Annotated in this window: 24 protein-coding genes and 1 pseudogene; 15 read left to right on the top strand and 10 right to left on the bottom strand. The window is 70.9% G+C overall.

Annotation, left to right across the window (positions count from 1 at the left end; genetic code table 11):
• Positions 1-15: 15 nt before the first annotated feature.
• Positions 16-1197, bottom strand: a complete 1182-nt coding sequence (locus tag R8F63_17100) for an aminotransferase class V-fold PLP-dependent enzyme (GenBank protein ID MDW3220329.1) — start codon at positions 1195-1197, stop codon at positions 16-18.
• A gap of 10 nt (positions 1198-1207) precedes the next feature.
• A complete protein-coding gene (locus R8F63_17105) occupies positions 1208-2305 on the bottom strand; it encodes a hypothetical protein (protein MDW3220330.1) in 1098 nt (365 codons plus the stop codon).
• Positions 2306-2454: 149 nt separating this feature from the next.
• Here R8F63_17105 and R8F63_17110 point away from each other — a divergent pair, with 149 nt between their 5' ends.
• Complete coding sequence (locus R8F63_17110; protein ID MDW3220331.1) at positions 2455-2700, top strand: hypothetical protein; 246 nt, start codon at positions 2455-2457, stop codon at positions 2698-2700.
• A gap of 47 nt (positions 2701-2747) precedes the next feature.
• Here R8F63_17110 and R8F63_17115 read toward each other — a convergent pair whose 3' ends face one another.
• The 5 genes from R8F63_17115 to R8F63_17135 all read right to left on the bottom strand — a co-directional run bounded on the left by R8F63_17115 (position 2748) and on the right by R8F63_17135 (position 7779).
• Entirely contained in the window at positions 2748-3821 is a 1074-nt protein-coding gene (locus tag R8F63_17115) for a hypothetical protein (GenBank protein ID MDW3220332.1), read from the bottom strand.
• 7 nt (positions 3822-3828) lie between these two features.
• Positions 3829-4728: an MBL fold metallo-hydrolase gene (locus R8F63_17120; GenBank protein MDW3220333.1), complete on the bottom strand. Its 900-nt coding sequence runs from the start codon at positions 4726-4728 to the stop codon at positions 3829-3831.
• Positions 4729-4767: 39 nt separating this feature from the next.
• Positions 4768-5472, bottom strand: coding sequence for an alanyl-tRNA editing protein (locus R8F63_17125; protein ID MDW3220334.1), 705 nt, complete (start codon positions 5470-5472; stop codon positions 4768-4770).
• A 157-nt stretch (positions 5473-5629) separates the two neighbouring features.
• Positions 5630-7132, bottom strand: a complete 1503-nt coding sequence (hutH, locus tag R8F63_17130; protein ID MDW3220335.1) for a histidine ammonia-lyase — start codon at positions 7130-7132, stop codon at positions 5630-5632.
• Entirely contained in the window at positions 7129-7779 is a 651-nt protein-coding gene (locus R8F63_17135; protein ID MDW3220336.1) for a helix-turn-helix domain-containing protein, read from the bottom strand. Before R8F63_17135 ends, hutH begins: the two co-directional genes overlap by 4 nt.
• A gap of 105 nt (positions 7780-7884) precedes the next feature.
• Between R8F63_17135 and hutU the strand changes: the two genes are divergently transcribed.
• From hutU to R8F63_17185, 10 genes and pseudogenes are all read left to right on the top strand, one after another.
• Complete coding sequence (gene hutU, locus R8F63_17140; protein ID MDW3220337.1) at positions 7885-9567, top strand: urocanate hydratase; 1683 nt, start codon at positions 7885-7887, stop codon at positions 9565-9567.
• Complete coding sequence (def, locus tag R8F63_17145; GenBank protein MDW3220338.1) at positions 9564-10133, top strand: peptide deformylase; 570 nt, start codon at positions 9564-9566, stop codon at positions 10131-10133. The genes hutU and def overlap by 4 nt, the downstream gene beginning before the upstream one ends.
• On the top strand, positions 10130-11467 hold the full coding sequence (locus R8F63_17150) for a formimidoylglutamate deiminase (GenBank protein MDW3220339.1): 1338 nt from the start codon (positions 10130-10132) through the stop codon (positions 11465-11467). Before def ends, R8F63_17150 begins: the two co-directional genes overlap by 4 nt.
• Positions 11464-12624, top strand: a complete 1161-nt coding sequence (gene hutI / locus R8F63_17155) for an imidazolonepropionase (protein ID MDW3220340.1) — start codon at positions 11464-11466, stop codon at positions 12622-12624. Before R8F63_17150 ends, hutI begins: the two co-directional genes overlap by 4 nt.
• Positions 12625-12848: 224 nt before the next feature.
• Positions 12849-13199 carry a 30S ribosomal protein S6 gene (gene rpsF / locus R8F63_17160; GenBank protein MDW3220341.1) on the top strand — a complete coding sequence of 117 codons (351 nt, stop codon included), beginning with the start codon at positions 12849-12851 and terminating at the stop codon, positions 13197-13199.
• 15 nt (positions 13200-13214) lie between these two features.
• Positions 13215-13676, top strand: coding sequence for a single-stranded DNA-binding protein (gene ssb / locus R8F63_17165; protein ID MDW3220342.1), 462 nt, complete (start codon positions 13215-13217; stop codon positions 13674-13676).
• A gap of 69 nt (positions 13677-13745) precedes the next feature.
• Positions 13746-13964: pseudogene (gene rpsR / locus R8F63_17170) on the top strand (30S ribosomal protein S18).
• A gap of 218 nt (positions 13965-14182) precedes the next feature.
• Positions 14183-14629 (top strand): 50S ribosomal protein L9, encoded by a 447-nt coding sequence (gene rplI / locus R8F63_17175; protein MDW3220343.1) that lies wholly within the window; start codon positions 14183-14185, stop codon positions 14627-14629.
• Positions 14630-14879: 250 nt separating this feature from the next.
• Positions 14880-16229 carry a replicative DNA helicase gene (gene dnaB, locus R8F63_17180; protein ID MDW3220344.1) on the top strand — a complete coding sequence of 450 codons (1350 nt, stop codon included), beginning with the start codon at positions 14880-14882 and terminating at the stop codon, positions 16227-16229.
• Positions 16229-17020 (top strand): mechanosensitive ion channel family protein, encoded by a 792-nt coding sequence (locus tag R8F63_17185; protein ID MDW3220345.1) that lies wholly within the window; start codon positions 16229-16231, stop codon positions 17018-17020. Before dnaB ends, R8F63_17185 begins: the two co-directional genes overlap by 1 nt.
• A gap of 8 nt (positions 17021-17028) precedes the next feature.
• Here R8F63_17185 and R8F63_17190 read toward each other — a convergent pair whose 3' ends face one another.
• Positions 17029-17796 (bottom strand): EAL domain-containing protein, encoded by a 768-nt coding sequence (locus R8F63_17190; protein ID MDW3220346.1) that lies wholly within the window; start codon positions 17794-17796, stop codon positions 17029-17031.
• Positions 17797-17894: 98 nt separating this feature from the next.
• On the opposite strand from R8F63_17190, the gene R8F63_17195 reads away from it, so the two are divergent.
• Together R8F63_17195 and R8F63_17200 are read left to right on the top strand one after the other, a co-directional pair.
• On the top strand, positions 17895-18572 hold the full coding sequence (locus R8F63_17195; protein MDW3220347.1) for a hypothetical protein: 678 nt from the start codon (positions 17895-17897) through the stop codon (positions 18570-18572).
• A 227-nt stretch (positions 18573-18799) separates the two neighbouring features.
• A complete protein-coding gene (locus tag R8F63_17200; protein ID MDW3220348.1) occupies positions 18800-19009 on the top strand; it encodes a hypothetical protein in 210 nt (69 codons plus the stop codon).
• Between the two features lie 214 nt (positions 19010-19223).
• Here R8F63_17200 and R8F63_17205 read toward each other — a convergent pair whose 3' ends face one another.
• Positions 19224-20063 (bottom strand): enoyl-CoA hydratase-related protein, encoded by an 840-nt coding sequence (locus R8F63_17205; GenBank protein MDW3220349.1) that lies wholly within the window; start codon positions 20061-20063, stop codon positions 19224-19226.
• 45 nt (positions 20064-20108) lie between these two features.
• On the opposite strand from R8F63_17205, the gene R8F63_17210 reads away from it, so the two are divergent.
• Positions 20109-22025, top strand: a complete 1917-nt coding sequence (locus R8F63_17210) for a hypothetical protein (GenBank protein MDW3220350.1) — start codon at positions 20109-20111, stop codon at positions 22023-22025.
• Positions 22026-22034: 9 nt separating this feature from the next.
• Positions 22035-23834 (top strand): hypothetical protein, encoded by a 1800-nt coding sequence (locus R8F63_17215; GenBank protein MDW3220351.1) that lies wholly within the window; start codon positions 22035-22037, stop codon positions 23832-23834.
• On the opposite strand, the gene R8F63_17220 is transcribed toward R8F63_17215, so the two are convergent.
• Complete coding sequence (locus R8F63_17220; GenBank protein MDW3220352.1) at positions 23810-25258, bottom strand: AMP-binding protein; 1449 nt, start codon at positions 25256-25258, stop codon at positions 23810-23812. The genes R8F63_17215 and R8F63_17220 overlap by 25 nt on opposite strands.
• Position 25259: the final 1 nt, after the last annotated feature.

Below are 25259 nucleotides of genomic sequence, written 5' to 3' on the forward strand. Positions count from 1 at the left end.
CGGCAACCGCCCGGGTCAGGACAGGTCGCTGATCAGGGCGTCGATCTCGTCGTGGGTGTTGTAGTAGTGGACCGAGGCGCGGATGAGCGGCGGTAGGTCGCGGGCCTGCGTGTCGAGCAGGGCGGACCCCATCGGTTGGACGCTCACGTTGATCCGATCGGCCGCCAAGGACTGCGCCACCTCGACGATGTCGCGGTCCGTGAGCGAGAACGTCACGATGCCGCAGGGATCGGTGCCGAGGTCGTGCACCTCGGCGCCGGTGACTTCGTCGCACAGTCGATTCCGCAGGGCGTTCGCCACCTCCTTCACCCGCACCTCGATGTTCGCGATGCCCCACGCGAGCGCGTCGTCGACCGCGGCCCCGAGTCCGAGGAGCGCGGCCCAGTTGCGTTCCCACGACTCGAACCGGGAGGCGTCCGGCTGCAGGACGTAGGTGTGGGCGTCGACCCAGGTGGCGGCGTCGTGGTCGATCATCGGCGGGTGCAGCATCTCCAGCACGGACTGGCGGACGTAGAGGAAGCCGGTGCCACGGGGACCACGGAGGTACTTGCGGCCCGTGGCGGTGAGGGCGTCACAGCCGATGGCCTCCACGTCGAGTGGCAGTTGCCCGGCGGACTGGCAGGCGTCGAGCAGGTAGAGGACGCCGTGCTCGCGGGCGACGCGCCCGATCGCGGCGGCATCGTTCACCAGGCCACCGTTCGTGGGGACGTGGTTGACGGTGATGAGCCTGGTCCGCTCGTCGACCATGGTCGCGAGCGCGTCGACGTCGAGCTCGCCCACCGCATCGTTGGGAACGACCTCCACCACCGCCCCGGTCGTCGCCGCGATGTGGAGGTACGCCACATAGTTCGCCCCGTACTCGGATTGGGTCGTGAGGATCCGGTCGCCGGGGTCGAACGCGATGGAGTAGAGGAACGAGTGCAGGGCCGAGGAGTTGCTCGTGGTGAGGGCGATCTCGCTGCGTTGCGCGTTGAGCATCGTCGCGATCGACGTGTAGACCGCCTCGGCCCGGTCGGTGCGGGCGTCGTAGGCCTCGTAGCCGCCGATGAGCGCCTCGAGCTCGAGATGGTCGAGCTGGGTCTGCAGCGTCGTCGCGTTCGGCAGCGCCGCGCCGGCGTTGTTGAAGTGGATGGTCTCCGCGCAGCCCGGCGTCTCGGCGCGGGCGCGGGCGACGTCGATGGGCTGCGGGGCGGTCACGCTCGGGATCCTACGAACAGACGAGTCCGATGTCGGCCTGGATTCCGGCGTGATCGGCCGCCCAGTACAGGCCGTCGACCGGCTCGTCGAACGGCGTGTTGGCCCACACGCCGGTGGCGGTGCCGTCGCCGTCGGTGTCGAGTTCGTCCGTGTCCTGACCGTCGACCGTCAGCTCGCATCCCTCGGGCGGGCGGGCGAGGACGTAGTCGATGCGGCCCCGCAGCGTGGCGTCGCGCACGTCGAGACCGTCGTAGATCGTGTCCTCGCCGCTGCCGATCCCGGACGTGCAGGTCGGACCGCCCTCGTCGGGGCACTCGGGATTGCCGGCGAGGAGGTGGGTGTCGATGAATCCGGCGTCGGCCAGCGCCCGGATCCGGGGCTCGGTGGGTTCGTTGTTCAGGTCGCCGATGACGAGCTGGAGCGACCCGGGGGCCGCTCGCTCGGCCAGGAACTCGAGGGTCTGCGTCGGATGGCACTCGCCCATCAGCATCTCCGGCGGGCAGCTGGGCGAGCACGGGTCGAAGGGATTGTCCATGCACGGAAGGTTGAGCGAGCTGCTCGCATAGTGGGTCGCGAAGACGTCGACGACGAGCCCGTCACCGGCGTCGAGCCGGGCCCAGTGCGCCGACCAGATGGGGCCGCCGGCCAGTGTCAACCGGGCGTGGTCCAGGACCGGGAGCGTGGTGAGGATCATCTCCTGATCCGGGCTGCCGACGTCCTCGGTCAGCAGCACGTGCTCACCGTCGCACAGGTCCGGCAGGATCTCGGGCACGATCTCGAACCAGCGCTGGTTGATCTCCTGGAGGGCGATGATCTCGGGGCACCCGGCGTCCTCCTCGAGCATCTGCCAGATCATGCGTGCCCTCGTGGGCGCGTTGCACTGGTCGGTGTCGGGTCCGCAGTTCGACGCGGCGGGAAAGCCGTGCAGCACGTTGAGCGTGGCCACCTCGACCGGGTAGGCGTCGACCGGCGCAAGCGTCGTCGTGGTGGTGGTCGTCGTGGTGGTCGTGGTCGTCGTCGGCGTACTGTCGTCACCGGCGTCGTCGCTGCACGCGACGGCGACCAGCGCCAGCCCGACTGCCGCGACGAACATCCGCGTCCTGCCCATACCGCATCCTCGCGAGCGGTCGTCCGAGATGCCAGCGCGAAACCGTCATGCATTCGCAATCAGAAGCACGCGACCTTCGCGGTCCGTGGGGAGTCCGAACGGCTACAGGCGTCATCCTGGCGCCCATCAGCAAGGAGAAACCCCCACTCATGACCATCATCGACAAGGTGAAGGGCCGGCTCGAGTCGGCCGTCAACGCCGGTTCCGGCGCGATCACCGACATGAAGGTCGAGCGCCGTCGCAAGGCGCTCGTCGCCGAGATGGGCGAATCCGCGTACGACCTCGTCACCAAGGGCGATGTCGACCACGCACACCTCGTCCGTCTCACGGCCGAGATCGATGCGCTCGACTCGGTGTCATCCGACGACTCGTCGGATGACGACTCGGCCGCGTAGTCGTGTCCGGCCGCCGGGTTGAACGCCCGGCGGCTCTCCCCGGAGCCTCAGGCGAACGCGGCCCGCTCGTCATCGACGCGGCCCGCGGCGATGGCGGCCAGGCGACCCGGGTCCTGCTCCACCGCGTCGCGTCGTGCCGCCGCCCGTTTCCACGCGTCGGCATCGGTCAGCTCGGCCGGGGGTGCCGCCAGGTCGTCGATGCGTCGGTAGGTGCCGACGCAGGGTGACCCGGCGCAGGCCCACACCGTCGGGGCGCCGGCGCGCGGGAGCGACACGACCATCGAGGCGGTGGTCGTGGCGGCCCAGTCGCCGTGCATGCAGACGGTGAAGCCGGAGAAGTCGTCTCCGGCCTCTGTCGGCGGCGGGTGCGGATGGTCGGCCGTCCCGGGCCGTCCCCATCGACCCCGTCCGTGGTCCCGCAACGCGCTGACGGCGGTGGCCGGGTCGAGCCCGTCCGTGTGCGCCACGCACGAGCGGGTCGCGGCGAGACGATGGTCGGCGCGCCGGAGGTCCACGCGGTCGTCGTGCCAGTCGTGGGTGGACGTCCCCGCGGGGACGTCGGCGGACGCCCGGGTCCAGGAGTCGCCGATCGAATAGCGGTTCGAGATCGACGTGCCCGCGCCGATCGGCATCGCGGCCCACGATCGGCCGCACGTCTCGAGCACCCAGCCGCCGTGGGCGTCGGTGATCAGGAACGACGAGTCGTAGGGGTCGTTCGTGTCCTGCCGGCACGATCCTCCCTGGCCGTGCGCCTCGAGCAACTCGACCATCGCCGCCAGTGCCTCGTCCGCCGTCGCGCCCCGTTCGAGGCCGAGGCGGACGAGGTCCATCCCGATGAGCGCCGGTTCGTCGTCGAGGGAGCGCCGGGCGTACACGCGCTCGTTACCGATTGCGACGCCGTGCTCGTTGACGCCGTGCTCGGCTCCCCACAGCCAGGTCGGCTGGCTGAGCAGCACGCCGTGGGCGCCGGGGTCGGGGAGGGTGAGGTACTGGGTCCGCATCTCGCCGCCCGCCGGGCGCCCCGGCGACCACACGAGCAGCTGGACCTCGTCGCGGGGCCGATCACTGTTCTTGGCGAAGATCGTGCCGTCGGGCCCGACTCGGGCGAGCGTGTCGCACATCCGGGCTTCAGAGGGTGGCCGCGAGGGCGGCGACGGCCGTGTCGGCCATGTCCTCGACGGGTTCGCCGTGACCCGCGAGCAGTGTGTTGAACGTCAACGCCGCGAGACGCTTGGCCGACTCGTTGGCCTGGTCGTGGTCGGCCGAGAAGTCGGGGTTCGGGCCCTGGACGCCGCCACCGGCCGTGTTGAGCGCGTCGCCGGCCACGAGGAGCCCGGCCTCGTGATCGATCACCGAGATGTGGCCCGCTGTGTGGCCGGGGGTGGCGATCACCTCGAGCCCGAAGATCTCGGCGCCGTCGGCGGCCACGTCGATCGGGTCGTAGCCCATCGCCGCGATGTCGGCCTCCCCGGCGTGGGCGGTCGCTCCGTCGGCCATGTCCATGACCTCGGTGATGGACCCGATGTGGTCACCGTGGAGGTGGGTGAGGAAGACGTGGCGCACGTCCCCGTAGCCGAGCCCGATCCCGGCGAGCGTCTCGCCGATGTCGGCCGCGCTGCCGGGCGTGCCGGTGTCGACGATCGCCGCCTCCGTGCCCCGGGCGAGGACGTAGGCGGACACGAACCCGAGGTCCGTGCGGGCCCACTGCAACGGCGGTGGCGCGGGAAGGCCCTCGCTCGTCGGGGTCGTGTCGTCACCGTTCGCCGGTGGGGTCGTCGTCGATGGCGTGGACGTGGTCGAGGTCGATCCGGGCGCGGTCGTACCGGGCGCGGTCGTGCCGCCGTCGTCACTGCATGCGGCGATGAACGCGGGGGCGAACACGGCGAACGCCACCGTCCCCTTGCCCACCTCGCCGAGGAACGCCCGCCGGCGCCACTGACGGGGACCGCGCACCTGCGGGAGGAAGACCGGCAGGTCGTGATGGTGATGGTCGACGGGCGAGCCGTCCGGACGATGGTTCCCACACATGGCCGAACGCTACGCGTCGGCCCGGGCCTCTGTCACCGGTCAGTCGGTGATCTCGATGCGGACCCGCTTGTTGCCCTTGCCCTTGGACTCGGTCTTCGTGACGCGGAAGGTGCCGACCTCGCCCGTCGAGGCGACATGGGTGCCCCCGTCGGCCTGCTTGTCGAGGCCGACGATGTCGACGACGCGGATCTCGGTGACGAACTCGGGGATGAGGTTCACCTTCGTGCGGATCAGGTCCGGATCGGCGAGGGCGACCGGGCGATCGAGGAACGAGACCTCGATCGGTCGGTCGGCGGCGATCTCGGCGTTCACCGCGGCCTCGATCGTCTCGGCGAACCCGTCCGGTAGCGGGTCGAACTCGAAGTCCATCCGACCGGTGAGCGGCTCCATGTTCCCACCGGTCACGGCCTTGCCGTACTCGTTCCAGATCACGCCGCAGAGGATGTGCATCGCGGTGTGGGTGCGCATCAGCCGGTGCCGGCGGTCCCAGTCGATCTCGCCGGTCACGGTGTCGCCGACGGCAGGCAGCTCGCCGTCGAGGGTGTGCCAGACGTCGGCACCCTCCTTGCGCACGTTCGTGACGGCGGCGCCGCCCAGGGTGCCGAGGTCGTGCGGTTGCCCGCCTCCGGTTGCGTAGAACGCCGTGCGGTCGAGGGCGACCCGGCCGTTCTCCTCGTCGACGGCGGTCACGGTGGCATCGAACGTGCGCAGGTAGGCATCGGCGAGGAACAGCAACTCGGTCATGTCCGAGAGCTTGCCCCATCCCCACGAACTGGCGTGTGCATCACCCTGGTTTCGGGTGACACGCACGCCAGTTCGGGACGGCGAGCGAACTGGCGTGTGCATCGCCCTGGTTTCGGGTGACGCGCACGCCACTTCGGGTGGGTAGGGCGTGGACGGGTCAGGGGTGGGGGAGGGCGGCGTCGCGCAGGAGGGCCTCGGCGGCGGCGAGTTCGGGGGAGAGGAAACGGTCGGGGCCGGCGCCGGGGACCCGGGTCCGCAGCAGCTCGACCAGCGCACCGGTGGCCGGGGCGGGGACCAACGGGGCCCGCAGTTCGATGGCGCGGGCCGCGCACACCCACTCGACGGCCAGGATGCGCCGCGTGTTGTCGACCACGCGGCGCAGCTTGCGGGTGGCGTGCCACGCCATCGACACATGGTCCTCCTGCATCGCGGAGGTCGGCAGTGAGTCGACCGACGCGGGGGCGGCCAGTCGCTTGTTCTCCGACGCGAGCCCGGCCGCGGTGTAGTGCCCGATCATGATCCCGCTGTCGACCCCGACCTCCTCGGCCAGGAAGGGCGCGAGCCCGTGGTTGCGGCCCTGGTCCATCATCCGGTCGATGCGCCGTTCGGCGATCGCGCCGACCTCGGCGAGCGCGATGGCGAGGAAGTCGGCGGCGAATCCCAGGGGCGCGCCGTGGAAGTTGCCGCACGACTCGACCCGGCCGTCCGGCAGCACCATCGGATTGTCGATCGCCGAGGCCAGCTCGCGTTCGGCGACGGCGCGGCCGTGGTCGAGAGTGTCGCGAGCGGCGCCGTGGACCGCCGGCGTGCAGCGGATCGAGTAGGCGTCCTGGACCCGGGTGTCGGTCGGCCCGGCATGGCTGGCGATGATCGGGGAGTCGGCGAGCATCCGCCGGAGGTTGGCCGCCGACGCGCGCTGGCCGGGATGGGGCCGCAGGTCCTGGAGGTCGGCGGCGAAGGGCGCGTCGGTCGCCAGGAGCCCCTCGACGGTCATCGCGGCCACCATGTCGGCCTGGTCCAGCAGGTCGGTGATGTCGTGGACGGCCAGGCACAGCTGGCCGAGGATCCCGTCGGTGCCGTTGGTGAGGGCCAGGCCCTCCTTCTCGGCCAGGTCGATCGGCTCGAGCCCCGCGTCGGCGAGCGCCTCGGCCGCGGTGACGGTCTCGCCGTCACGCGAGGCCGTGCCTTCGCCGATCAGGGTCATCGCCGCGTGGGCGAGGGGGGCCAGGTCGCCGCTGGCGCCCAGTGAGCCGTACTCGGGAACGACGGGAGTGATCCCGGCATTGAGGATGTCGACCATCGCCTCGGCGAGCCGGGGCCGGGTGCCGCTGTGACCCATCGCCAGGGTGCGGGCCCGCAGGAACACCATCGCCCGGACGACCTCGTCCTCCACGGGGTCGCCCATGCCCGCCGCGTGGGACCGCACGAGGGCGAACTGTAGATCCCGCCGTCGTTCCGGGGGTATCGCGACCGTGGCGAGGGCACCGAAACCGGTGGAGATGCCGTACTTCGCGGCGCCGCCGGCGAGGCCGTCGACGATCGCCCGCGAGGCGGCCATGCGCTCGATCGCCGCGGCCGTGAGGCGAACCGGGTCGCCGGTGCGGGCGACGGCGACCACATCGGCGACGGTCGTGCCGGGCCCGTCGAGCTCGATGGTCATCGGGCGACTCCTTGTTCGTTGGCGGTGTCGGTGCGGGTGCGGCGGAGATCGTGTTCGAGGGCGTCGACCGCGGCCTGCAGCGCTGTCTCGTGCTCGCGGGCGGTGCGGCGGGTGAAGCGATGGGCCGGGCCGACCACGGAGACGGCGGCGCGGCCCGCCCACGGCCCGCCGAGGCCGAGGCTGACGGCCGCGATGTCGGGCTCCACGGTGCCGCTGCGCGTGGCCGGAGCGCCGGGTGACGCCAGGGCGGCCCCCACCGCCGTGCCGGCGAGCGGTACCCGTTGGCCGACACCACCGGCGTGACGGATGGCCCGGGAGCTCTCGGCGGTGTCGACATAGGTGGCCGTGTCGCCATCGGCGATCGCGAGATACGTGGACTCGCCGGTGTGGGCCGCGAGCCGCCGCAGGTGGGGCTGGGCGACCGCCGACAGGAGCTGGACCTCGTCGGTCTGGCGCAGCGTGTCGGCCATCGATCGGATCATCGGCCCCGGCGTGTATTCCCCCGCGTCGCCCCGGCGGACGTAGCCCCGGGTGCCGAGGGCCTGGAGGTAGCGGCGCGCCGTGGTCGGCGTGAGACCCGTCTTCTCGGCGGCGACGGTGAGGGTGCAGGCCCGGTGGGCGACGACGACCTCGAGGAGATCGAGCACCCGGCCGATCGATCGGGGGACGGCAGCGTCCGGCGCCGAGGTGTCATTAGCTGACAATGCTGTCATTGATTGACACACTAGGGATACTGCGCGCACACTGCAACCATGAGTTCGTTCGGCCCGATCGGCAGTCCTGTCCGCGACATCTCGGCGCCTCGCGGCAACACCCTGCACTGCCGCGGGTGGTCGCAGGAAGCGGCCTACCGCATGCTGCAGAACAATCTGGACGCGGAGGTCGCCGAGAATCCCGACGAGCTCGTCGTCTACGGCGGCACCGGCCGGGCCGCCCGCTCGTGGCCGGCCTACCAGGCCATGCTCCACACGCTCACGACGCTGGCCGACGACGAGACGATGCTCGTGCAGTCGGGCAAGCCGGTGGGTGTCGTCCGCACCCACGAGTGGGCGCCGCGGGTGCTCATCGCCAACTCGAACCTGGTGCCCGACTGGGCGAACTGGGACGAGTTCCGTCGGCTCGAACACGAGGGTCTGACGATGTACGGCCAGATGACGGCGGGCTCGTGGATCTACATCGGCACGCAGGGGATCCTCCAGGGCACCTTCGAGTGCTTCGCCGAGATCGCCCGGCGCCGCTTCGGCGGCACGCTTGCCGGCACGCTGACCGTCACCGCCGGCGCCGGCGGGATGGGCGGGGCCCAGCCCCTCGCGGTCACGATGAACGACGGCGTCGTGCTCATCGTGGACGTCGACCGGCACATGCTCGAGCGCCGGGTGGAGCACCGCTATCTCGACGAGATCGCCGACGACTACGAGGCCGCCGTCGCCCGGGTCACGGCGGCGAAGGCGTCACGCACGCCGCTCTCGGTGGGCCTGCTCGGCAATGCGGCCGACGTGCTGCCCCGGCTCCTCGCCGACGGAGTGGCCGCCGACATCGTCACCGACCAGACCTCGGCCCACGACCCGCTCAGCTACCTCCCCAACGACCTCTCCCCCGAGGCGGCCGCCGAACTCCGTTCGAGCGATCCCGCGGAGTTCACCCGTCGGGCCCGGGTCGCCATGGCGACCCACTGCCAGGCGATGGTCGGTTTCATGGACGCCGGGAGCGAGGTGTTCGACTACGGCAACAGCCTCCGGGCCGAAGCGAAGCTCGGCGGTTTCGAGCGGGCCTTCGACTATCCGGGCTTCCTGCCCGCCTACATCCGTCCCCTCTTCTGCGAGGGGATGGGGCCGTTCCGGTGGGTGGCGCTCTCGGGCGACCCGGCCGACATCGCGGCGACCGACCGCGCCGTGCTGGAGGAGTTCCCCGAGAACGAGTCGCTCGCCCGCTGGATCCGCCTCGCCGGCGAACGGGTCGCGTTCCAGGGTCTGCCGGCGCGGATCTGCTGGCTCGGCTACGGCGAACGTCACCGCCTCGGCCTGCGCTTCAACGAGATGGTGCGCACCGGTGAGCTCTCGGCCCCGGTCGTCATCGGTCGCGACCATCTCGACTCGGGATCGGTGGCGTCGCCGTACCGCGAGACCGAGGGGATGCTCGACGGGTCCGACGCGATCGCCGACTGGCCGCTGCTGAACGGGCTCGTCAACAGCTGCTCGGGGGCGACGTGGGTGAGCATCCACCACGGCGGCGGGGTCGGCATCGGTCGGTCGATCCACGCGGGTCAGGTCACGGTCGCCGACGGGACCGAACTCGCGGCGGAGAAACTCGAACGGGTGCTGACGAACGATCCCGCCACCGGTGTGATGCGCCATGTCGACGCCGGCTACGAGGCGGCCGCCGCCGTCGCGAGGGAACGGGGCGTGCAGGTGCCGATGCTGGAGCCCGACGCATGACCGTGCGGTCGATCCTCCAGCTCGGCGACCCGGCGTTGCGGGTGGTGGCCGAGCCGGTGGATCCCGCCGAGATCGGGTCCCCCGAGGTGCAGCGGCTCGTCGACGACCTGATCGAGACGATGCGTGACGCGAACGGCGCCGGGCTCGCCGCGACGCAGATCGGCGTGCACCGCCGAGTGGTCGTGATGGAGGTCGCCGACAACCCCCGCTACCCGTACAAACCCCGGCTGCCCCTCACCGTTGCGATCAACCCCGTGATCGAGCCGATCGACGACGAGACGGTGGTGATCAACGAGGGGTGCCTCTCGGTACCCGTGCGGGGCGATGTGACGCGCCACGTGCAGGTGCGGGTCCGCTATCTCGATCGCGAGGGGGTCGACCACGACGAGGTCGTGCGCGGACTCACCGCGGGCACGTGGCAGCACGAGTGCGATCATCTCGACGGTCTGCTGATCGTCGACCGGGCCGACCCGCGATCGCTGAGCACCTGGGAGGAATTCGAACGGCACCATCGCGACGCGTTCGTCGAACGGATCTCCGCGTTCGTGGAGCGCGTCGGGTCGTGAGCCGCTGGTGGTGCGAACACGCGGTGCTCCCGGACGGGCCGCAGTCCGGCATCACGATCGACGCGACGGACGGCCGGATCACCGCGATCGCCCCCGACCCGTCACCGCCGCGTGATGCGGTGCGGCTCGCCGGCGTGACGATCCCCGGCCTCGCCAACACCCACAGCCACGCGTTCCACCGGGCGCTGCGCTCGCGCACCCAGGCCGGCTCGGGGTCGTTCTGGACGTGGCGCGACGTCATGTACGAGGCCGCGGGGCGGCTCGATCCCGACAACTACCGGCGCCTCGCCCGGGCGGTGTTCGCGGAGATGGTCACAGCCGGTCACACCGTCGTCGGCGAGTTCCACTATGTCCACCATCAGCCCGACGGCACGCCGTACGACGACGCCAACGCGATGGGGGCGGCGCTGCTCGAGGCTGCGGGTGAGGCGGGTCTGCGCATCACGTTGCTCGACACGCTGTACCTCCACGGTGGCCTGGACGCCGACGGCTACCGTCCGGTGTCCGATGCCCAGCGTCGCTACGCCGATGCCGGGGCCGAGGCGTGGGTCGACCGGGTGGCGGGGCTGGCGGCCGGGCCCGGGCAGGCGATCGGGGCGGCGATCCACAGCGTGCGGGCGGTGGACCCGGCGGCCGCCGCCGTGGTCGCCCGGTGGGCCGACGCGGCGCAGGCGCCGGTGCACGCGCACGTGAGCGAGCAGCCGGCCGAGAACGACGCCTGCCTCGCCCACCACGGCCGCACGCCGATGGCCCTGCTCGGCGGGGTCGGCGCGCTGGGGCCGCGGTTCAGTGCGATTCATGCGACCCATCTCGAGCCGGGCGACATCGACCTCCTGGCGGCGACGGGAGCCTCCGTGGGCCTCTGCCCGACGACGGAACGTGACCTCGGCGACGGCATCGGCCCGTCGGTCGACCTCGGCGCGACCGGCGTGGGGATGCACCTCGGCAGCGACAGCCACGCCGTGATCGACCACTTCGTCGAGGCCCGCGCGGTGGAGCTCCACGAGCGGCTCCGCGCGGAGCAACGGGGACTACATTCCGCTGCCGCCTTGCTGACGATGGCGACACGCAACGGCCATGGCGCGCTCGGCTGGCCCGACGCCGGCGCCCTCGCGGTGGGGATGCGGGCCGATCTCGTGACCGTGCGGCTCGACTCGCAACGCACGGCCGGGACCCCCGACGACGCCGTGATCGAGGCCGTCGTGTTCGCGGCGACCGCGGCCGATGTCACCGACGTGGTCGTCGATGGTCGCGCCGTGGTGGCCGACGGTCGTCATCTGACTCTCGACGTCCCGGGCGAACTCGACGCCGCGATCAAGGAGTTGTTCGCATGACCACCACCGTCATCGACGACATCGGTCTGCTCGTGACCAACGATCCCGCCCTGGGGGAGGGTCCGCTGGGCCTCGTGCGCGACGCGTCGGTCGTGATCGACGACGACATGGTCGTCGCCGTCGGCCCGGCGGGCCAGATCGCCGACGAGCGGATCGGGGCGGAGGGCGGGTGTGTCCTGCCCGGCTTCGTGGACAGTCACACCCATCTGGTCTTCGCCGGTGATCGCAGCGAGGAGTTCACCGCCCGCATGGCCGGTCGCCCCTATGACGGCGGCGGAATCCGGGTGACGACGGACGCGACCAGGGCCGCGGCCACGTCCGAGCTCGACCGTCTCGTGCGCATCCGTCTCCGCGAAGCGCACCGGGCGGGGACGACGACGATCGAGATCAAGTCCGGCTACGGCCTCAACGTCGACGACGAGGTGCGCAGTCTGGACGTCGCCGGTCGTCACACCACGGAGACGACGTTCCTCGGTGCCCATCTCGTGCCCGCCGAGTACGAGGGTCGGACGGACGACTATGTCGACCTCGTCTGCGGCGAGATGCTCGAGGCGTCCGCGTCGAAGGCCCGCTGGATCGATGCCTTCTGCGAGACCGGCGCGTTCGACGAGGACCAGAGCCGCGCCGTGCTCGAGGCCGGCCGGGCTGCCGGGCTCGGTCTGCGCCTGCACGGCAACCAGCTCGGTGCCGGGCCGGGTGTGCAGCTCGCCGTGGAGTGCGGCTGCGCGTCGGTCGACCACTGCACCTACCTCACCGACACCGACATCGAGGCGCTGGCCGGGAGCGACACGGTGGCGACCTTCCTTCCCGCCGCGGACTTCTCGACCCGCCAGCCCTATGCGGACGCCCGCCGGGTGATCGACGCGGGCGTCACAGTCGCGATCGCCTCGAACTGCAATCCCGGATCGAGCTACACGACGTCCATCTCGTTCTGCATCGCCATCGCGGTGCGCGACATGGGCATGACGATCGACGAGGCGATCCAGGCGGTGACGATCGGCGGTGCCGCGGCCCTGCGCCGAGACGACGTCGGCCGACTCACCCCCGGCGCCGCCCCCCACGCGGTGATCCTCGACGCCCCGAGCCACCATCATCTCGCCTATCGCCCCGGTGTCCCCCTGATCCGCCACACGATCGGCCCCCTCGCCACCCACTGATCACCGAACCGGCGTGCCGGTCACCCGGATTCCGGGTGATGCACACGCCAGTTCGCCGCGGTGCGGGGGTGGGTGTCACACCCCGTCGGCAGAGTGGTGTGCATGCGCTGCGCCGGTAGCCTTCAGGCGTCCCTTCGGGGGCCGTCCCCTCGGGGACGTACAACCGACACAACCCCTGCCCCGGGAAGGGGCCCCGTGCAAGCGGGTCCAGAGGAGGTGAGCTCGTGGCACTGCAACGAGCCTATGAACTGATGATCATCGTGGATTCCGATGTCGCCGAGATCGACATCCCCAAGATGATCACCCGTACCGAAGGTCTGATCACCGACGAAGGTGGCACCGTGAAGTCGACCGACAACTGGGGTCGGCGCCGGTTCGCCTACGAGATCGACCACAAGACCGAAGGCACCTACGTGGTGTGGGAGATTGTGACCGAGACAGCCGGTCTGCCCAACACCGAGCGCCAGCTCCGTCTCGCGGACGACATCGTCCGCCACAAGCTGTTCCGTCTCCCCGAGAAGGAGGCCGCCAAGCGTGGTCTCTTCGGTGAGGCGGCGCCGGCCGCGGCCGGCTGACCGGGAGGTACCGACATGGCATTCGACAACACCATCACCGTCGTGGGCAACGTGACCCGCGATCCGGAGCTGCGGTTCACGCAGGGCGGCATGGCCGTCGCGAACTTCGGCGTCGCGTGGAACAAGCGCAAGGCGGACGGCGAAGAAGAGGTCTCGTTCTTCAACGTGAGCTGCTTCCGGCAGCTCGCGGAGAACGTCGCCGAGTCGATCACGAAGGGTTCGCGTGTCGTGGTCTACGGCATGCTCCAGCAGCGCAGCTGGGACACGCCCGACGGTGATCGCCGCTCCGCGGTCGAGATCATCGCCGACGACGTCGCCCCGAGTCTCAAGTGGGCCTCGGCCGAGATCCGCAAGAACGAGTTCCGCGGCGAAGGCGGCGGACAGGGCGGAGGCCAGGGCGGCGGAGGTGGCGGCGCGAGCCGTCCGGCCGCCAACCAGGCGCCCCCCGCATACGACATGGACGAAGAGCCCTTCTAGGGCCACCGACACGAGAGAACGAAGAACATGGCAAAGGCAAAGTCGAAACCGCGCGGTGGCCCGAAGGGCATGAAGGCCAACGACCGTCGCGGCGGCAAGAAGAAGGTCTCGATCCTCGCTCAGGAGAAGATCGAGTACGTCGATTGGAAGGACGCGAACCTGCTGCGTCGTTTCATGTCCGAACGGGCGAAGATCCGCGCCCGTCGGGTCACCGGCAACGACACCCAGCAGCAGAAGCTGGTTGCGGACGCGATCAAGGTCGCCCGTGAGATGGCGTTGATCCCCTACGCCAACCGCGTCACGAACCAGAGCCGTAGCCGCGATCGCGGTGAACGCGGCCGCGCCGACGGTCCGGCGCCGCGTCCGAGCGGTCCGCCGCCCGGTGGCGACGAGGAGACCGACGACACGGAGACCACGGACGTGGTCGACACGACCGAGCTCGAGGGCGTCACCATCGACGGCGAGACCGCCACGATGGCCGATGCGGCCGGCGAGGAGGCCGAATCGTGAAGGTGATCCTGCGACAGGACGTCGACGGACTCGGCCGCAAGGGCGACATCTGTGATGTCGCGGACGGCCACTTCCGGAATCTGCTCGACCCGCGCGGCCTCGCGATGAAGGCCACGAAGGGCGCGGAGGTGCAGGCCGAGGCCATGCGCCGCGCCGCGTCGATGAAGAACGCGGCGAGCCGCGCCGACGCCGAAGAGGTCGCCACGATGCTGGTGCCCTCGGTCATCACGATCGCGGCCAAGGCCGGCGATGGTGGTCGACTGTTCGGCTCGGTCGGTGCCGCAGAGATCGTGGAAGCGGTCGAAGCCCAGACCGGCGCGGTGGTCGACCGTCGCTCCCTCAACCTCGAGCATCCCCTCAAGGATCTCGGCCAGGCGATGGTGATGTGCAAGCTCCACCCCGAGGTGGAGTTCCCCATCACCGTCGAGGTGATCGAAGCGTGATGGTGCGGTCACCTCGATCCCGGGGTGACCGCACGATCAACCGAGTGCCCGGCGGGCCCACTTCGGCGCGCCCGGACGGTCGTCCCCACCCGTCCACAGGGTCATCCCCAGGGCGAGGGATCTGTGTGCAAGATCTGTCCACAGGAATTCGCCCTGATTTCCCCGTGAATTCGGGAGATTCCCACTGGCTCCGCACAGGCCCGCGGGGCCAGGATCGTGCGTCGGCGTCGGGAGTGGAACCCACATGGTGATGAGCGAGATGGACACGACCCGGGCCTCCCGTGTGCCGCCCCACAATCTGGAGGCCGAGGAGTCCCTGCTCGGCGCCATGCTGCTGAGCCGCGACGCCATCGCCGATGCCGTCGAGGTCGCCTCCGTCGAGCACTTCTACCGCCCGGCCCACGCCCACGTCTACGACGCGATCTCCACGCTCTATGCCGCCGGCGATCCGGTCGACCCGGTCACGGTCGCCGAGGAACTCGATCGCGCCGGGGTCCTCGAGACCATCGGCGGTCTCGATGGTCTGATCGCGTTGCAGGTCAACACCCCCGCCACCTCGAACGCGGGCAAGTACGCCAGCATCGTGCAGGAGCGCTACACCCTGCGCCGGCTCATCGAGACGGCCGGCGAGATCGCCGAGATCGGCTACAGCCGGCCCGACGACGTCACCAAGGCGGTCGACGAGGCCGAGAACATGATGTTCCAGGTCGCCCAGGGCAGGGTGGCCGACACGATGGGGGAGATCCGCGATCTTCTCGACGCGACCCTCGACCGGCTCGAACAGCTCTACGAGGCCGGCGAGGGCATCACCGGCACGCCGACCGGATTCATCGATCTCGACGAGCTGCTGTCCGGGCTCCAGCCCAACGCCCTGCTGATCGTCGGCGCCCGTCCGGCCATGGGCAAGACCTCCTTCGCCCTCAACATGGCCGCCCACGCGGCGGTGCGGGAGAACCGGCCGACCCTCGTCTTCAGCCTGGAGATGGGCCATCTCGAACTCACCCAGCGGCTGTTGTGTGCCGAGGCCAACGTGGACGCGAAGGCGATGCGCGACGGCAACCTCAAGGAGGACGACTGGACCCGCATCTCGAACGGCATCGGTCGTCTGGCCGAGGCGCCGTTGTGGATCGACGACAACCCCAACCTCACGATCATGGAGATCCGGGCCAAGGCCCGGCGGCTGAAGAGTCGGGTCGGTGATCTCGGCATGATCGTGGTCGACTATCTCCAGCTGATGACCGGCCGAGCGGGGGCCGAGAGCCGTCAGGTCGAGGTCGCGGAGATCAGTCGAGGTCTCAAGATCCTCGCTCGCGAGCTCCAGTGCCCGGTGGTCGGCCTGTCCCAGCTCTCCCGAAATCTCGAGATGCGGCAGGACAAGCGACCGATGCTGGCCGACCTGCGCGAGTCGGGCTCGATCGAACAGGATGCCGACGTCGTGATGTTCCTGTACCGCGACGAGGTCTACAACCCGGGGAGCGAGAACGAGGGCATGGCCGAGGTGATCGTCGCCAAGCACCGCAACGGTCCGACGGGCACCATCAATCTGGGCTTCCTCCCCCGGTTCACCTCCTTCAAGAACCTCACCCGCCGCGACCTCTGATGCTCGCCGACGTCACCGTCGAGGAGTGGGTCACCGCCGGCGCCGTCGCCCTCGGTGCGATCCTCGGCACGGTCCTCATCGGTCGCGTGGTCATGGCCGGCCTCACCCGACGGCTCGCCCAGCCGTCCCTCGCCGTCGGGCTCGTCGTGCGGATCGTCCGGTGGACGGTCCTGCTGTTCGGGTTCATCTACGCGGCGAGCATCGTCGGCGTCCAGATCGGCCCGTTGATCGGCGCCCTCGGGCTCGGTGGCCTCGCCATCGCCTTGGCCCTGCAGCCGGTCCTGCAGAACCTGTTCGCCGGGGTGGTGCTCCAGACCGAGCGACCCCTCGAGTGCGGGGAGGAGATCACCACGAACGGCCATGACGGTGTGGTGGTCGAGGTCACGGGTCGGGCGGTGATGCTGAAGACGTTCGACGGTGAACTCGTCACCATCCCGAATTCCATGGTGCTCGACAGCCCGTTGGTCAACCACAGCCGCGAAGGTCACCGTCGATCCCGGGTGGAGGTGGGGGTGGCGTACCGCAGCGATCTGCCGACGGTCACGGACGTCCTGCGCACCGCAGTGGCGGCCGCGGACGGCGTGCGGGAGACCCCCGAACCGACCGTCGTGGCCCGCTCCTTCGCCGACTCGTCCATCGAGTTCCAGATCGACTTCTGGCATCGGGCGACGAACCAGATCGAACGCGAGACCCGCGCCGCGGTCATCTTGTCGGTCCACGCGGCCCTGGCCGATGCGGGAATCACGATCCCGTTCCCCCAGCGCGACGTGCATCTCCCGCCCGCGGGCTGACGTCGATCTCAGCCGATCGGCTGGGGTGCCCCGGCGAGACATCCCTGCGTGTACGCGATGCGGCTCGCCATGACGGAGGCCAACTGGGCGGGCCGCTCCACGGCCTGAGCGACGAGGTCGTACCCCTGGGCGTGGAGCTCGTCGGCGGTGCGGGCGAGGATGTCGCGGCCGAACGCATCGTCGCACGAACCCACCAGGGCACGATCGAGCTTCACGATCGAGCCGGTCGGCAACCAGTCCGGCGACGGCCGGGTGGCCGATCCCTCGCCGCGATGGTCGTCGAGGGCCAGCCGGGCCCCGTCGGCGCACAGTGATGCGAGATGGTCGACGGCCCGGCGGCAGGCGTCGGGTCCGATGTGGTCGGGGATCTCGAGCAGGAGGTTGTCGGCCCGGAGGGTGTGCCGTTCCAGCAGTTCCTCGATCTCGTCGGCGACGGTCGGCCGGGCGAGCTGCGTGTGGTGCAGGTTGAGCGCAAGGCGCCCGCCGTGGGGTGCGTCGGACCGGCGGGCCCAGTGGCTGATGGCGAGTTCGGTCGCCCGGTTCGTGCACTCCTCGATCCGGCTCGTCTGCTCCGCGATCGGGAGGATCATGCCGGCTGCCCAGAGCTCGTTCGCCGAGCGCCGCCAGCGCAGGAGGGCTTCGGTCGCCAGCAGCGAACCATCCGCCGTGTGGTGGATGCCCTGTCCATGGATCTCGAGGCTGTCCCAGCTGGCCGTGAATTCCGTCCGGAGATCGATGGTCGGCACGACATGCTCGGAGCGACGCAGCAAACGCATACCTCACGGATCGTCCCGAACCGCGTGGCCCCTGAGCCCGAACCCGGTGTTCGGGACGATGGTCCCACGCACCTGGTGACCGAAGTACCTTGCGGGACATGCGACCCGTCATCCTCGTGGTTGCGGGTGTGGCGATCGGGCTGCTCGCCGCGGTCGTGCTCACCACTGTCGTGTGGGACGACGAGCCCGACGATTCCGGGCCGCCCCTCGAGCTCTCCTTCCCACCGGTCGACCATGACGTGGATGCGGCGGAGGCGCTGATCGTCGCGTGGAACCGGTGGCGCACCGCCACCTTCGTGACGTCGGGCACCTGGACCCGGACCCTCGACGACGGCGGCGAACCCCTGATCGGAGACGTCCTCGTCGCCCAGGATCCGCCGCGCCGACTGGTGTTCCGGCTCGGCTCGGTCAGCGAGTCGATCGACGGCAGCGTGACGACCTGCGACACGTCCACGGACCAGGCGATCTCACCGGGCTGTCTGGCCGCGTCCTCGCAACGCACCTACGCCGAGCGGGTTGCCGACGAGATGCAGCTGGTGCTCGGGTTCGTCGTCGGCGACGCCCGTCTCTACGACGTTGCCCGCGACGACGGGTGTTTCCAGGTCGAACTGCGCGAGCCCCTGCTGCGGTCGACCTGGGGACGGGCCGCGGCGTTCTGTTTCGACGAGGAAACGGGGGCCCTGCTGTCCAGCCGGGTCCGCCGACAGTCGGCGACGGACGTGGAGATCACCACGTCCATCCGCACCGACGTGACCGACGACGATTTTCTCAGTTGATGAGAGGAGGGCGGAGGCCGAACGAGGCGCCGGCACCCTGGAGAAGCGCGGCGGCGCTGCGTTGGAGGGAGTGTCCGACCCCCACCCGTTCCTCTCGTGGCCACCGGGGGCGAATCCGTTGGCCACTGTCCGTATCGGAGGCCGGCGCCACGAGTTGATGGCCCCCGGGAAAGGGGGGCCGTTCGGCCCGGTTGGCAGGTGACCCCGGTCGCCGCCAACATGGCCGCGTGTTCCTTGGTGAGGATCTGCTTCCCTGGTTGGTATTGGCGATCGGCGGCGCGATGGCCGCCGGCAACCTCGCCGCGCTGGTGCGTCCGCCCGACGAGCGCCGTGACGACGCCGACCTCGAGCGGGCGCCGATGGCGCGCAGCATCGTCTTCATCGTGGTGGGCGTGGTCGCCGCGATCTGGGCCCTCGCCAGCCTGATCTCGGGGTAGCCCCAGAACGTCGGAACCGCCGACCGAGGGCCGGCGGTTCGAGAGGGGGCGGAGGTTGAACGAGTGCGCCAGCACCCTGGAAAAGCGCTGGTGGCGATGCGTTGGAGGGAGTGTTCAACCCCCACCCGTCTCTCATGTGTGACCGGCGGGGGCGAAACCGCCGGACACCACTACCTTCGGCGCGTCGGACGGCGTGCTTGAGCGGATTTCCCGCTCAGTCGGGAGGTCCCGCGCCCCAACGGGGTGGGCGCTTCTCGTTCAACGCTGCGGCCCCTTCGCGATAGTCCGCCTCCGTCATCATCTGCTCGAGTCGCGCCTGTGCGTCGCGCACGCTGCGGGCCGGATCGTCGTGGGTGGCGTCGGTCGCGAGCTGGCGTTTCGTGGCCCGCAAGGCGTGGGGGCTGACGGTCTCGATCAGCTGACGGGCGTAGCGCTCGGCGCTGGTGAGGACCGCGTCGGCCTCGGTGACCTGGTTCGCCAGGCCGAGCTCGCCCGCCTCCTCGCCGAGCAGGATCCGTGAACTGAGCAGGATGTCGCTCGCCCGGCCCCGCCCCACCAGCCGGGGCAGGATCCAGGACAGCCCGTACTCCGCCGGGAGGTTCAGCTTGCCGTGGGCGCTGGTGAGCTTGGCCGTGCGGGCGATGATGCGGATGTCGCACCAGCACAGCAGGGCGAGGCCGACGCCCGCCGCCGCCCCGTTGACCGCCGCGATGGTCGGGGTCTCCATCGCCAGCAGGTAGGTGAAGTCGGCCTCGAACGCCGGATCGACCCCGGCGCCGGGGGTGGCGAGGTCCGGCGGTGTTCCGGGGTCGTAGCGGCCCCGCTCGGCGTGCGCGGCGAGCGCCTGCGCGTCGCCGCCGGGGCAGAAGGTGCGACCGGCGGGATCGCCGGTGATGATGATCACCCGCACGTCGGGATCGGACTCGCCCACGTCGAGGAGATGACGCAGTTCGGTGTGCATGCGCCCCGTCCACGCGTTGTTGGACTCGGGGCGCGACAAGGTGAGCGTGGCCACGCCGTCGTCGATGGCCCAGCGGGTGGTCTTCAGCTCCATGGCCGTCGACCCTAGACAGACGACGGGCCGGATACCGTCGCTTGCGTGCGGTCCTGGTTCGTTGGTTGCGCGGCACTGGCCGCGATGGTGGTCGTCGCGCCGGCCCCCGCGTCAGCGACGGAGGCCGATGAGGCCACGCCGGATCGTGATCGGGTCGCCGCGGCGGTCGTCTATCGCGTGGATCCGGAGAACGGGGAAGTGCGGGCGACGGCGAGGGTCACGGTGCGCAATGTGGACCCGGCGGCGACGAGCGAGATCGAAGCCGTCTCCCTCGTGTTGCCCGCCGTGGCGCCGGAGACCGTTGCCGCGAGTCGCAGCGGCGTGGCGGTGGCGGTCGCCGCGGGTCCGGCGGACGACGACTTCGCGGTGTTCACGTTCTCGCTCGGCCGGGCGATCGGTCCCGGCGAGGTGGCGGAGCTCTCCGTGACGTTCGTGATCCGGTCATCGGTCGGCCTGCGGGTGCCGTCGGCGACGCGGATCGATCCTGCCTACGTCAGCTTCCCGGCCCGGGGCATCGGCGATCCGGGGAGTGGGTCGGTCGCGATCGAATGGCCCGCGTTCTTCGAGGCCCGCTGGATCGGCGTCGATGCGGAACGCGTCGACGAGGGGTTCGTCGCCACGTTGGCGACCGACGGTGTGGGTCGTGACTTCGCCGCGGTGTTCGAGATGCGCAACGACGATCGGCTGGAGCGCACCGGCCTCGCGATACCCGGCACGGACGCAGGGGTGGAGCTGGCCACGTGGGAGGGGGACGTGTTCTGGCGGTTCGGCATCGGCGCCGATCTCGTCGTGTTGATTCCGACCCTGGTCGATCTGGTCGGCGAGCCGTGGTCGTTGACCGGCACCCTGGTGGTGCGCGAGACGAATGCCGATGTCGTGCACGGCTACGGCGGCTCGTTCGTGCGAACGCCCGACGGGGGCGGGGAGATCGAGATGGGGACGGTGTTGGACCGGCGAATCCTCGCCCACGAGCTGGCCCACGCGTGGTTCGATCGGCGCCTCGACCCATGGCTCGCGGAAGGGCTCGCGGAGGAGTACGCACGGCAGGCGACCGGACGCACCGGGTTCACACCGGTGGCTCGTGACGACCCGGCCGCCGTCGCGCTGGAGCTGTGGGAGCCGCGGGCGGGCGCCGACGAGACCGATCGCCACGCCTACGCCGCGGCGGCCGGACTGTTCTCCACGCTCGCCGCCGAGATCGGGGACGAGGCACTGCGCGACGCGGCCAGCGGCCTGCTCGGCGACGGCTCCCCGTACGGCGACGACCTGCCGATCGTCGACGGGCTGCGGGACTGGCAGCGCCTGCTCGATCATGCCGAGGCGGCGGGGAGCGAGATGATCGAGCCCCTGCTCGTCGACTGGGTTCTGGCCACGCCGCCGCGGGATGTTCTCGCAGCCCGGACCGACGCGCGCGACGGCCTCGCCGCGTTCGAGGCCCGCTCCGGCGAGTGGGGTGTGCCATCCGCGATCCGGCTCGCGCTGGCCCGGTGGGACTTCGCCACGGCCGAGGAAGCAATGACGGCGGCGTCGGCCCTGCTCGACGAACGGGATCGGCTGGCTGCGGCGAGCGCGGCGGCGGGAGTTGCGGTGCCGGACGACGCCGAAGCCCTCTTCGCCACCGATCCGCGGGGAGCGGCCGAGGCGCTGCTCGCCCAGGCCGACGGACTCGCTGCGGTCGAGGCGGCCCAGGCTGCGGTCGCGGCGAGCCGTTCGTGGGTGGCCGACATCGGTAGCTGGGGCACCGACGTCGACGCGGATCTCGCGGCCGTGGTCGCCCACTACGAGGCGGGGGAGCACGATGCGGCGGTCCAACGGGCGGACGCGCTCCGGCGCGACATCGACGGTGCCGAGTCGCTCGGTGCCCGGCGGATCGCGGCCGCGGTCGCCGGGGTCGCGGTGCTCGCCCTCGCCGGGCTGCTCATCGGCGTTCGCCGCGTCCGCCGCACCGCGGCGGCTGGGTAACCTGCGCCCGTGTTCGGCCGCCTCCCCCTCCGTCTCGTCGCGGTCCTGGTCGCGGTGGTCGCGCTGCTCGTACCTGCGGCCGGCGCCGGCGCCCAGGACGGCACCCTCCGGCAGACGACGAGCGTCGACTATGTCGTGCTACCGGAGGCCGGGCGGGTCGACGTGCGCTTCTCGTACTCGTTCGTGAACGAGGGATCCGGCGTCGCCTACCCCGGGTTCTTCGAATCGCTCCCGGTGACCGCCGACGAGGTCGCGGCATCGTCGGGCAGTGAGGCGCTGGTCGTCGCGCAGACCGGGTTCGAGGACGGCACCGCGACCTGGTTCGTCCAGTTCGCCCGGTCGCTCGGGCCCGGGGCCTCGACCGAGATCGAGCTCACGTGGTCGATCATGCACGACGGCCTGCCCGGTCCGCTCGTCGTCCCCGGCGCCGTCTCGTTCGATGCGTTCCGGCCGGGCCCGGCGACGGACGCGGCGGCTTCCCCTCTCCGGGTGACGATTCCGGCGAGCTACGCCGCGGCGGATGGCTCGACGCCGGTGAGCGGCATCGACGAACCGCTCGCCACCTTCGAGTTCCCTGCCGAGGCGTACGACGGGCAGCGGCTGCAGTTCGTCGATCACGCCGCGTTCGACGGCGATCTGATCGATCTCCCGCCGCTGGCCGCGGTGACCAGCTGGAGCGGCGACCGTGAATGGATCGCCGACACGGCTGACCGGGCGGCGGCGATCGCGAGCGAGCTGGACACCTGGTTCGGCACGCTCGACGAGGGTTTCGCCATTCGCCGGGCCCTTCCGTCGGCCGGCCATGATCTGGTCGAGGACGACCTCGTCGAGCTCGCCGACGACGACGCCGCCTCCGTGGACCATCAGCTGGCCCACATCTGGCTGGCCGACGTCGACGTCGACGTCGCATGGTTCATCGAGGGGCTGGCGATCGGGTTCGCCGGCGAGCCCCACCTCGATGCATCCCCCGAGGCGATGGTCGCCGACCTGGTCGACGAACTCGGCGCGGCGGGCGTGCGGGCGGTCATCGATGCGCTACGAGCGGAGACCACGCCGTATCCGGGACCGGTGGCCGAGCCGCGCATCCTCGATCCCGGTTGGCAGACCCTGCTCGATCTGATCGAACGGGCGGGCGGCGTCGACGATGCCGCGTCGGCCTTTCGCGAGATGGTCACCGACGACGTCGACGACCTGCTGATCGACCGGCGGGCGGCGGCCGTCGTCGACTACGCGGCGCTCGAATCCCGCGCCGGGAGCTGGGCGCTGCCGCCCTTCCTGCGTCATGCCATGGCGGCGTGGGAGTTCGACACGTTCTTCGGACGCCAGGCCGAGGTCAGCGACGTGATCGTCACGCGCGACAGCCTCGCCGGCTGGGCGGCGTCGCTCGAGCTCGAGCCCCGCACCGACGCCCAGGTGCTCTTCGAGGAGGCGGCCGACGACCTGACCGCGGTCGTCGACCTGCTCGAACGGCAGGAGATGGCGCTGGACGCGTTCGACGAAGCCGAGGCCGCCGTGACCGGCGATCGGGGCCTTCTCGCAACCGTCGGGCTCTGGGGGAGCGATCCGGATGCTGACCTGCTGGCCCTGCGCGAGCTCTGGGCCGCGGGCGACGATGCCGAGCTCGCCCACGATGCCCACGAGCTGACGGACAGCATCGAGGGAGCGGTCGGCCGCGGCACCATCCGGCTCCTCGTCCCCGCGCTGGTGATCATTGCGCTGTGGCAGGGGTTGCGGTGGGTGCGTCGGCGCGCCACCGCCGGCGGGGCACGTTCCCCGGAGGCCGATCAGCCGGTGAAGAGCTCGGCGTAGTCGTCGCGCAGGACGGCCTTTTGCACCTTGCCCATCGCGTTGCGGGGAAGGGCGTCGACGACGACCGTTGCCTTGGGATGCTTGTAGCGGGCGAGCCGCGCCGCGAGGGCGGCGTCGACGGAGGCCGAGTCGTGGTCGTCGTCGGCGACCAGCACCGCGACCACGGCCTCGCCGAAGTCGGGATGGGGGACGCCGACGACGGCCGACTCGACGATCCCGGGCTGCTCGTCGAGCACCCGTTCGATCTCCCGGGGGTAGACATTCTCGCCGCCGCTGATGATCATGTCGCCGGCGCGCCCCTGCAGCGTGATCCGTCCGTCCGATGCCATGCTGCCGACATCGCCGGTCACGAACCAACCGTCGTCGGTGTGCGCGGCCGCCGTCGCCTCGGGCATGCCCCAGTACTCCCGGAACAGATGCGGGCCCCGCACCTCCAGGTCCCCGGGTTCGCCGTCCGTGGCGATCGATCCGCCGCGGTTGCGCACCCGGATCTCGACGTCGCGCAGGGCGAAGCCGACCGTGCCCGCGAGCCGCTCACCGTCGTACGGGTTCGACGTCATGATCCCCGCCTCGCTCATGCCGTAGCGCTCGCACAACCGGTGCCCGGTTCGCTCGCTGAAGAGGTCGAACTGGGCGGCCGGGAGCGGCGCCGATCCGCAGGTGAAGAGGCGCATGCCGGCCGTGCGGGACCGATCGAAGCGGTCGTCGCCGAGGAGTCGGTGGTAGTGGGTGGGCACCCCCATCAGCACCGTGGCGTCCGCCAACGCCTCGATCACCGCGTCGACGTCGAAGCGGCGCAGGAACGTCATCGGGACGGCCGACAGCAGCGAACAGTGGAGCGCGACGAACAGGCCGTGCACGTGGAACAGCGGGAGCGAGTGGATCAGGTGGTCGTCCGGCTCGAACCGCCACGCCTCGTGGAGGGCGAAGGCGTTGTGGCGCAGGTTCGCGTGGGTGAGCGCGGCGCCCTTCGGCCGGCCGGTCGTCCCCGAGGTGTAGAGCAGGGCCGCGAGGTCGTGGTCGTCCCGGGGGACCACGGTCGCCGGGGTCGCTCGCCGCGCCTCGTCGACGAGGGTTTCGAGGGGGATCGCTCCCGGACCGACGGTCAGCGCTGGGTCGGCGTCGCCGACGAAGTAGGCCTGCTCGTCTGCGGTGAAGGCCGGGTTGAGCGGGGTGTGCACCGCGCCGGCGTGCAGACACGCGAGGTAGAGGGCGACCGTGTCGGGGGACTTGTCGGTCGTGACCAGGACCCGGTCGCCGGGGGTGACCCCGCGATCCGCAAGCACGCGGGCGAGGCGGGCGGCGCGGTCGAACAGGGCGCCGTAGGTGATCGTCGGGCCGCCGGGTTCGACCAGCGCGGGTGCGTCGAGCCGGTGGTCGGCCGCGGCGCGGAGCGTCTCGATGAGGTTGCCCGGCTCGGGCATC

Source organism: Acidimicrobiales bacterium, assembly GCA_033344915.1.
Lineage (GTDB): Bacteria > Actinomycetota > Acidimicrobiia > Acidimicrobiales > Aldehydirespiratoraceae > JAJRXC01.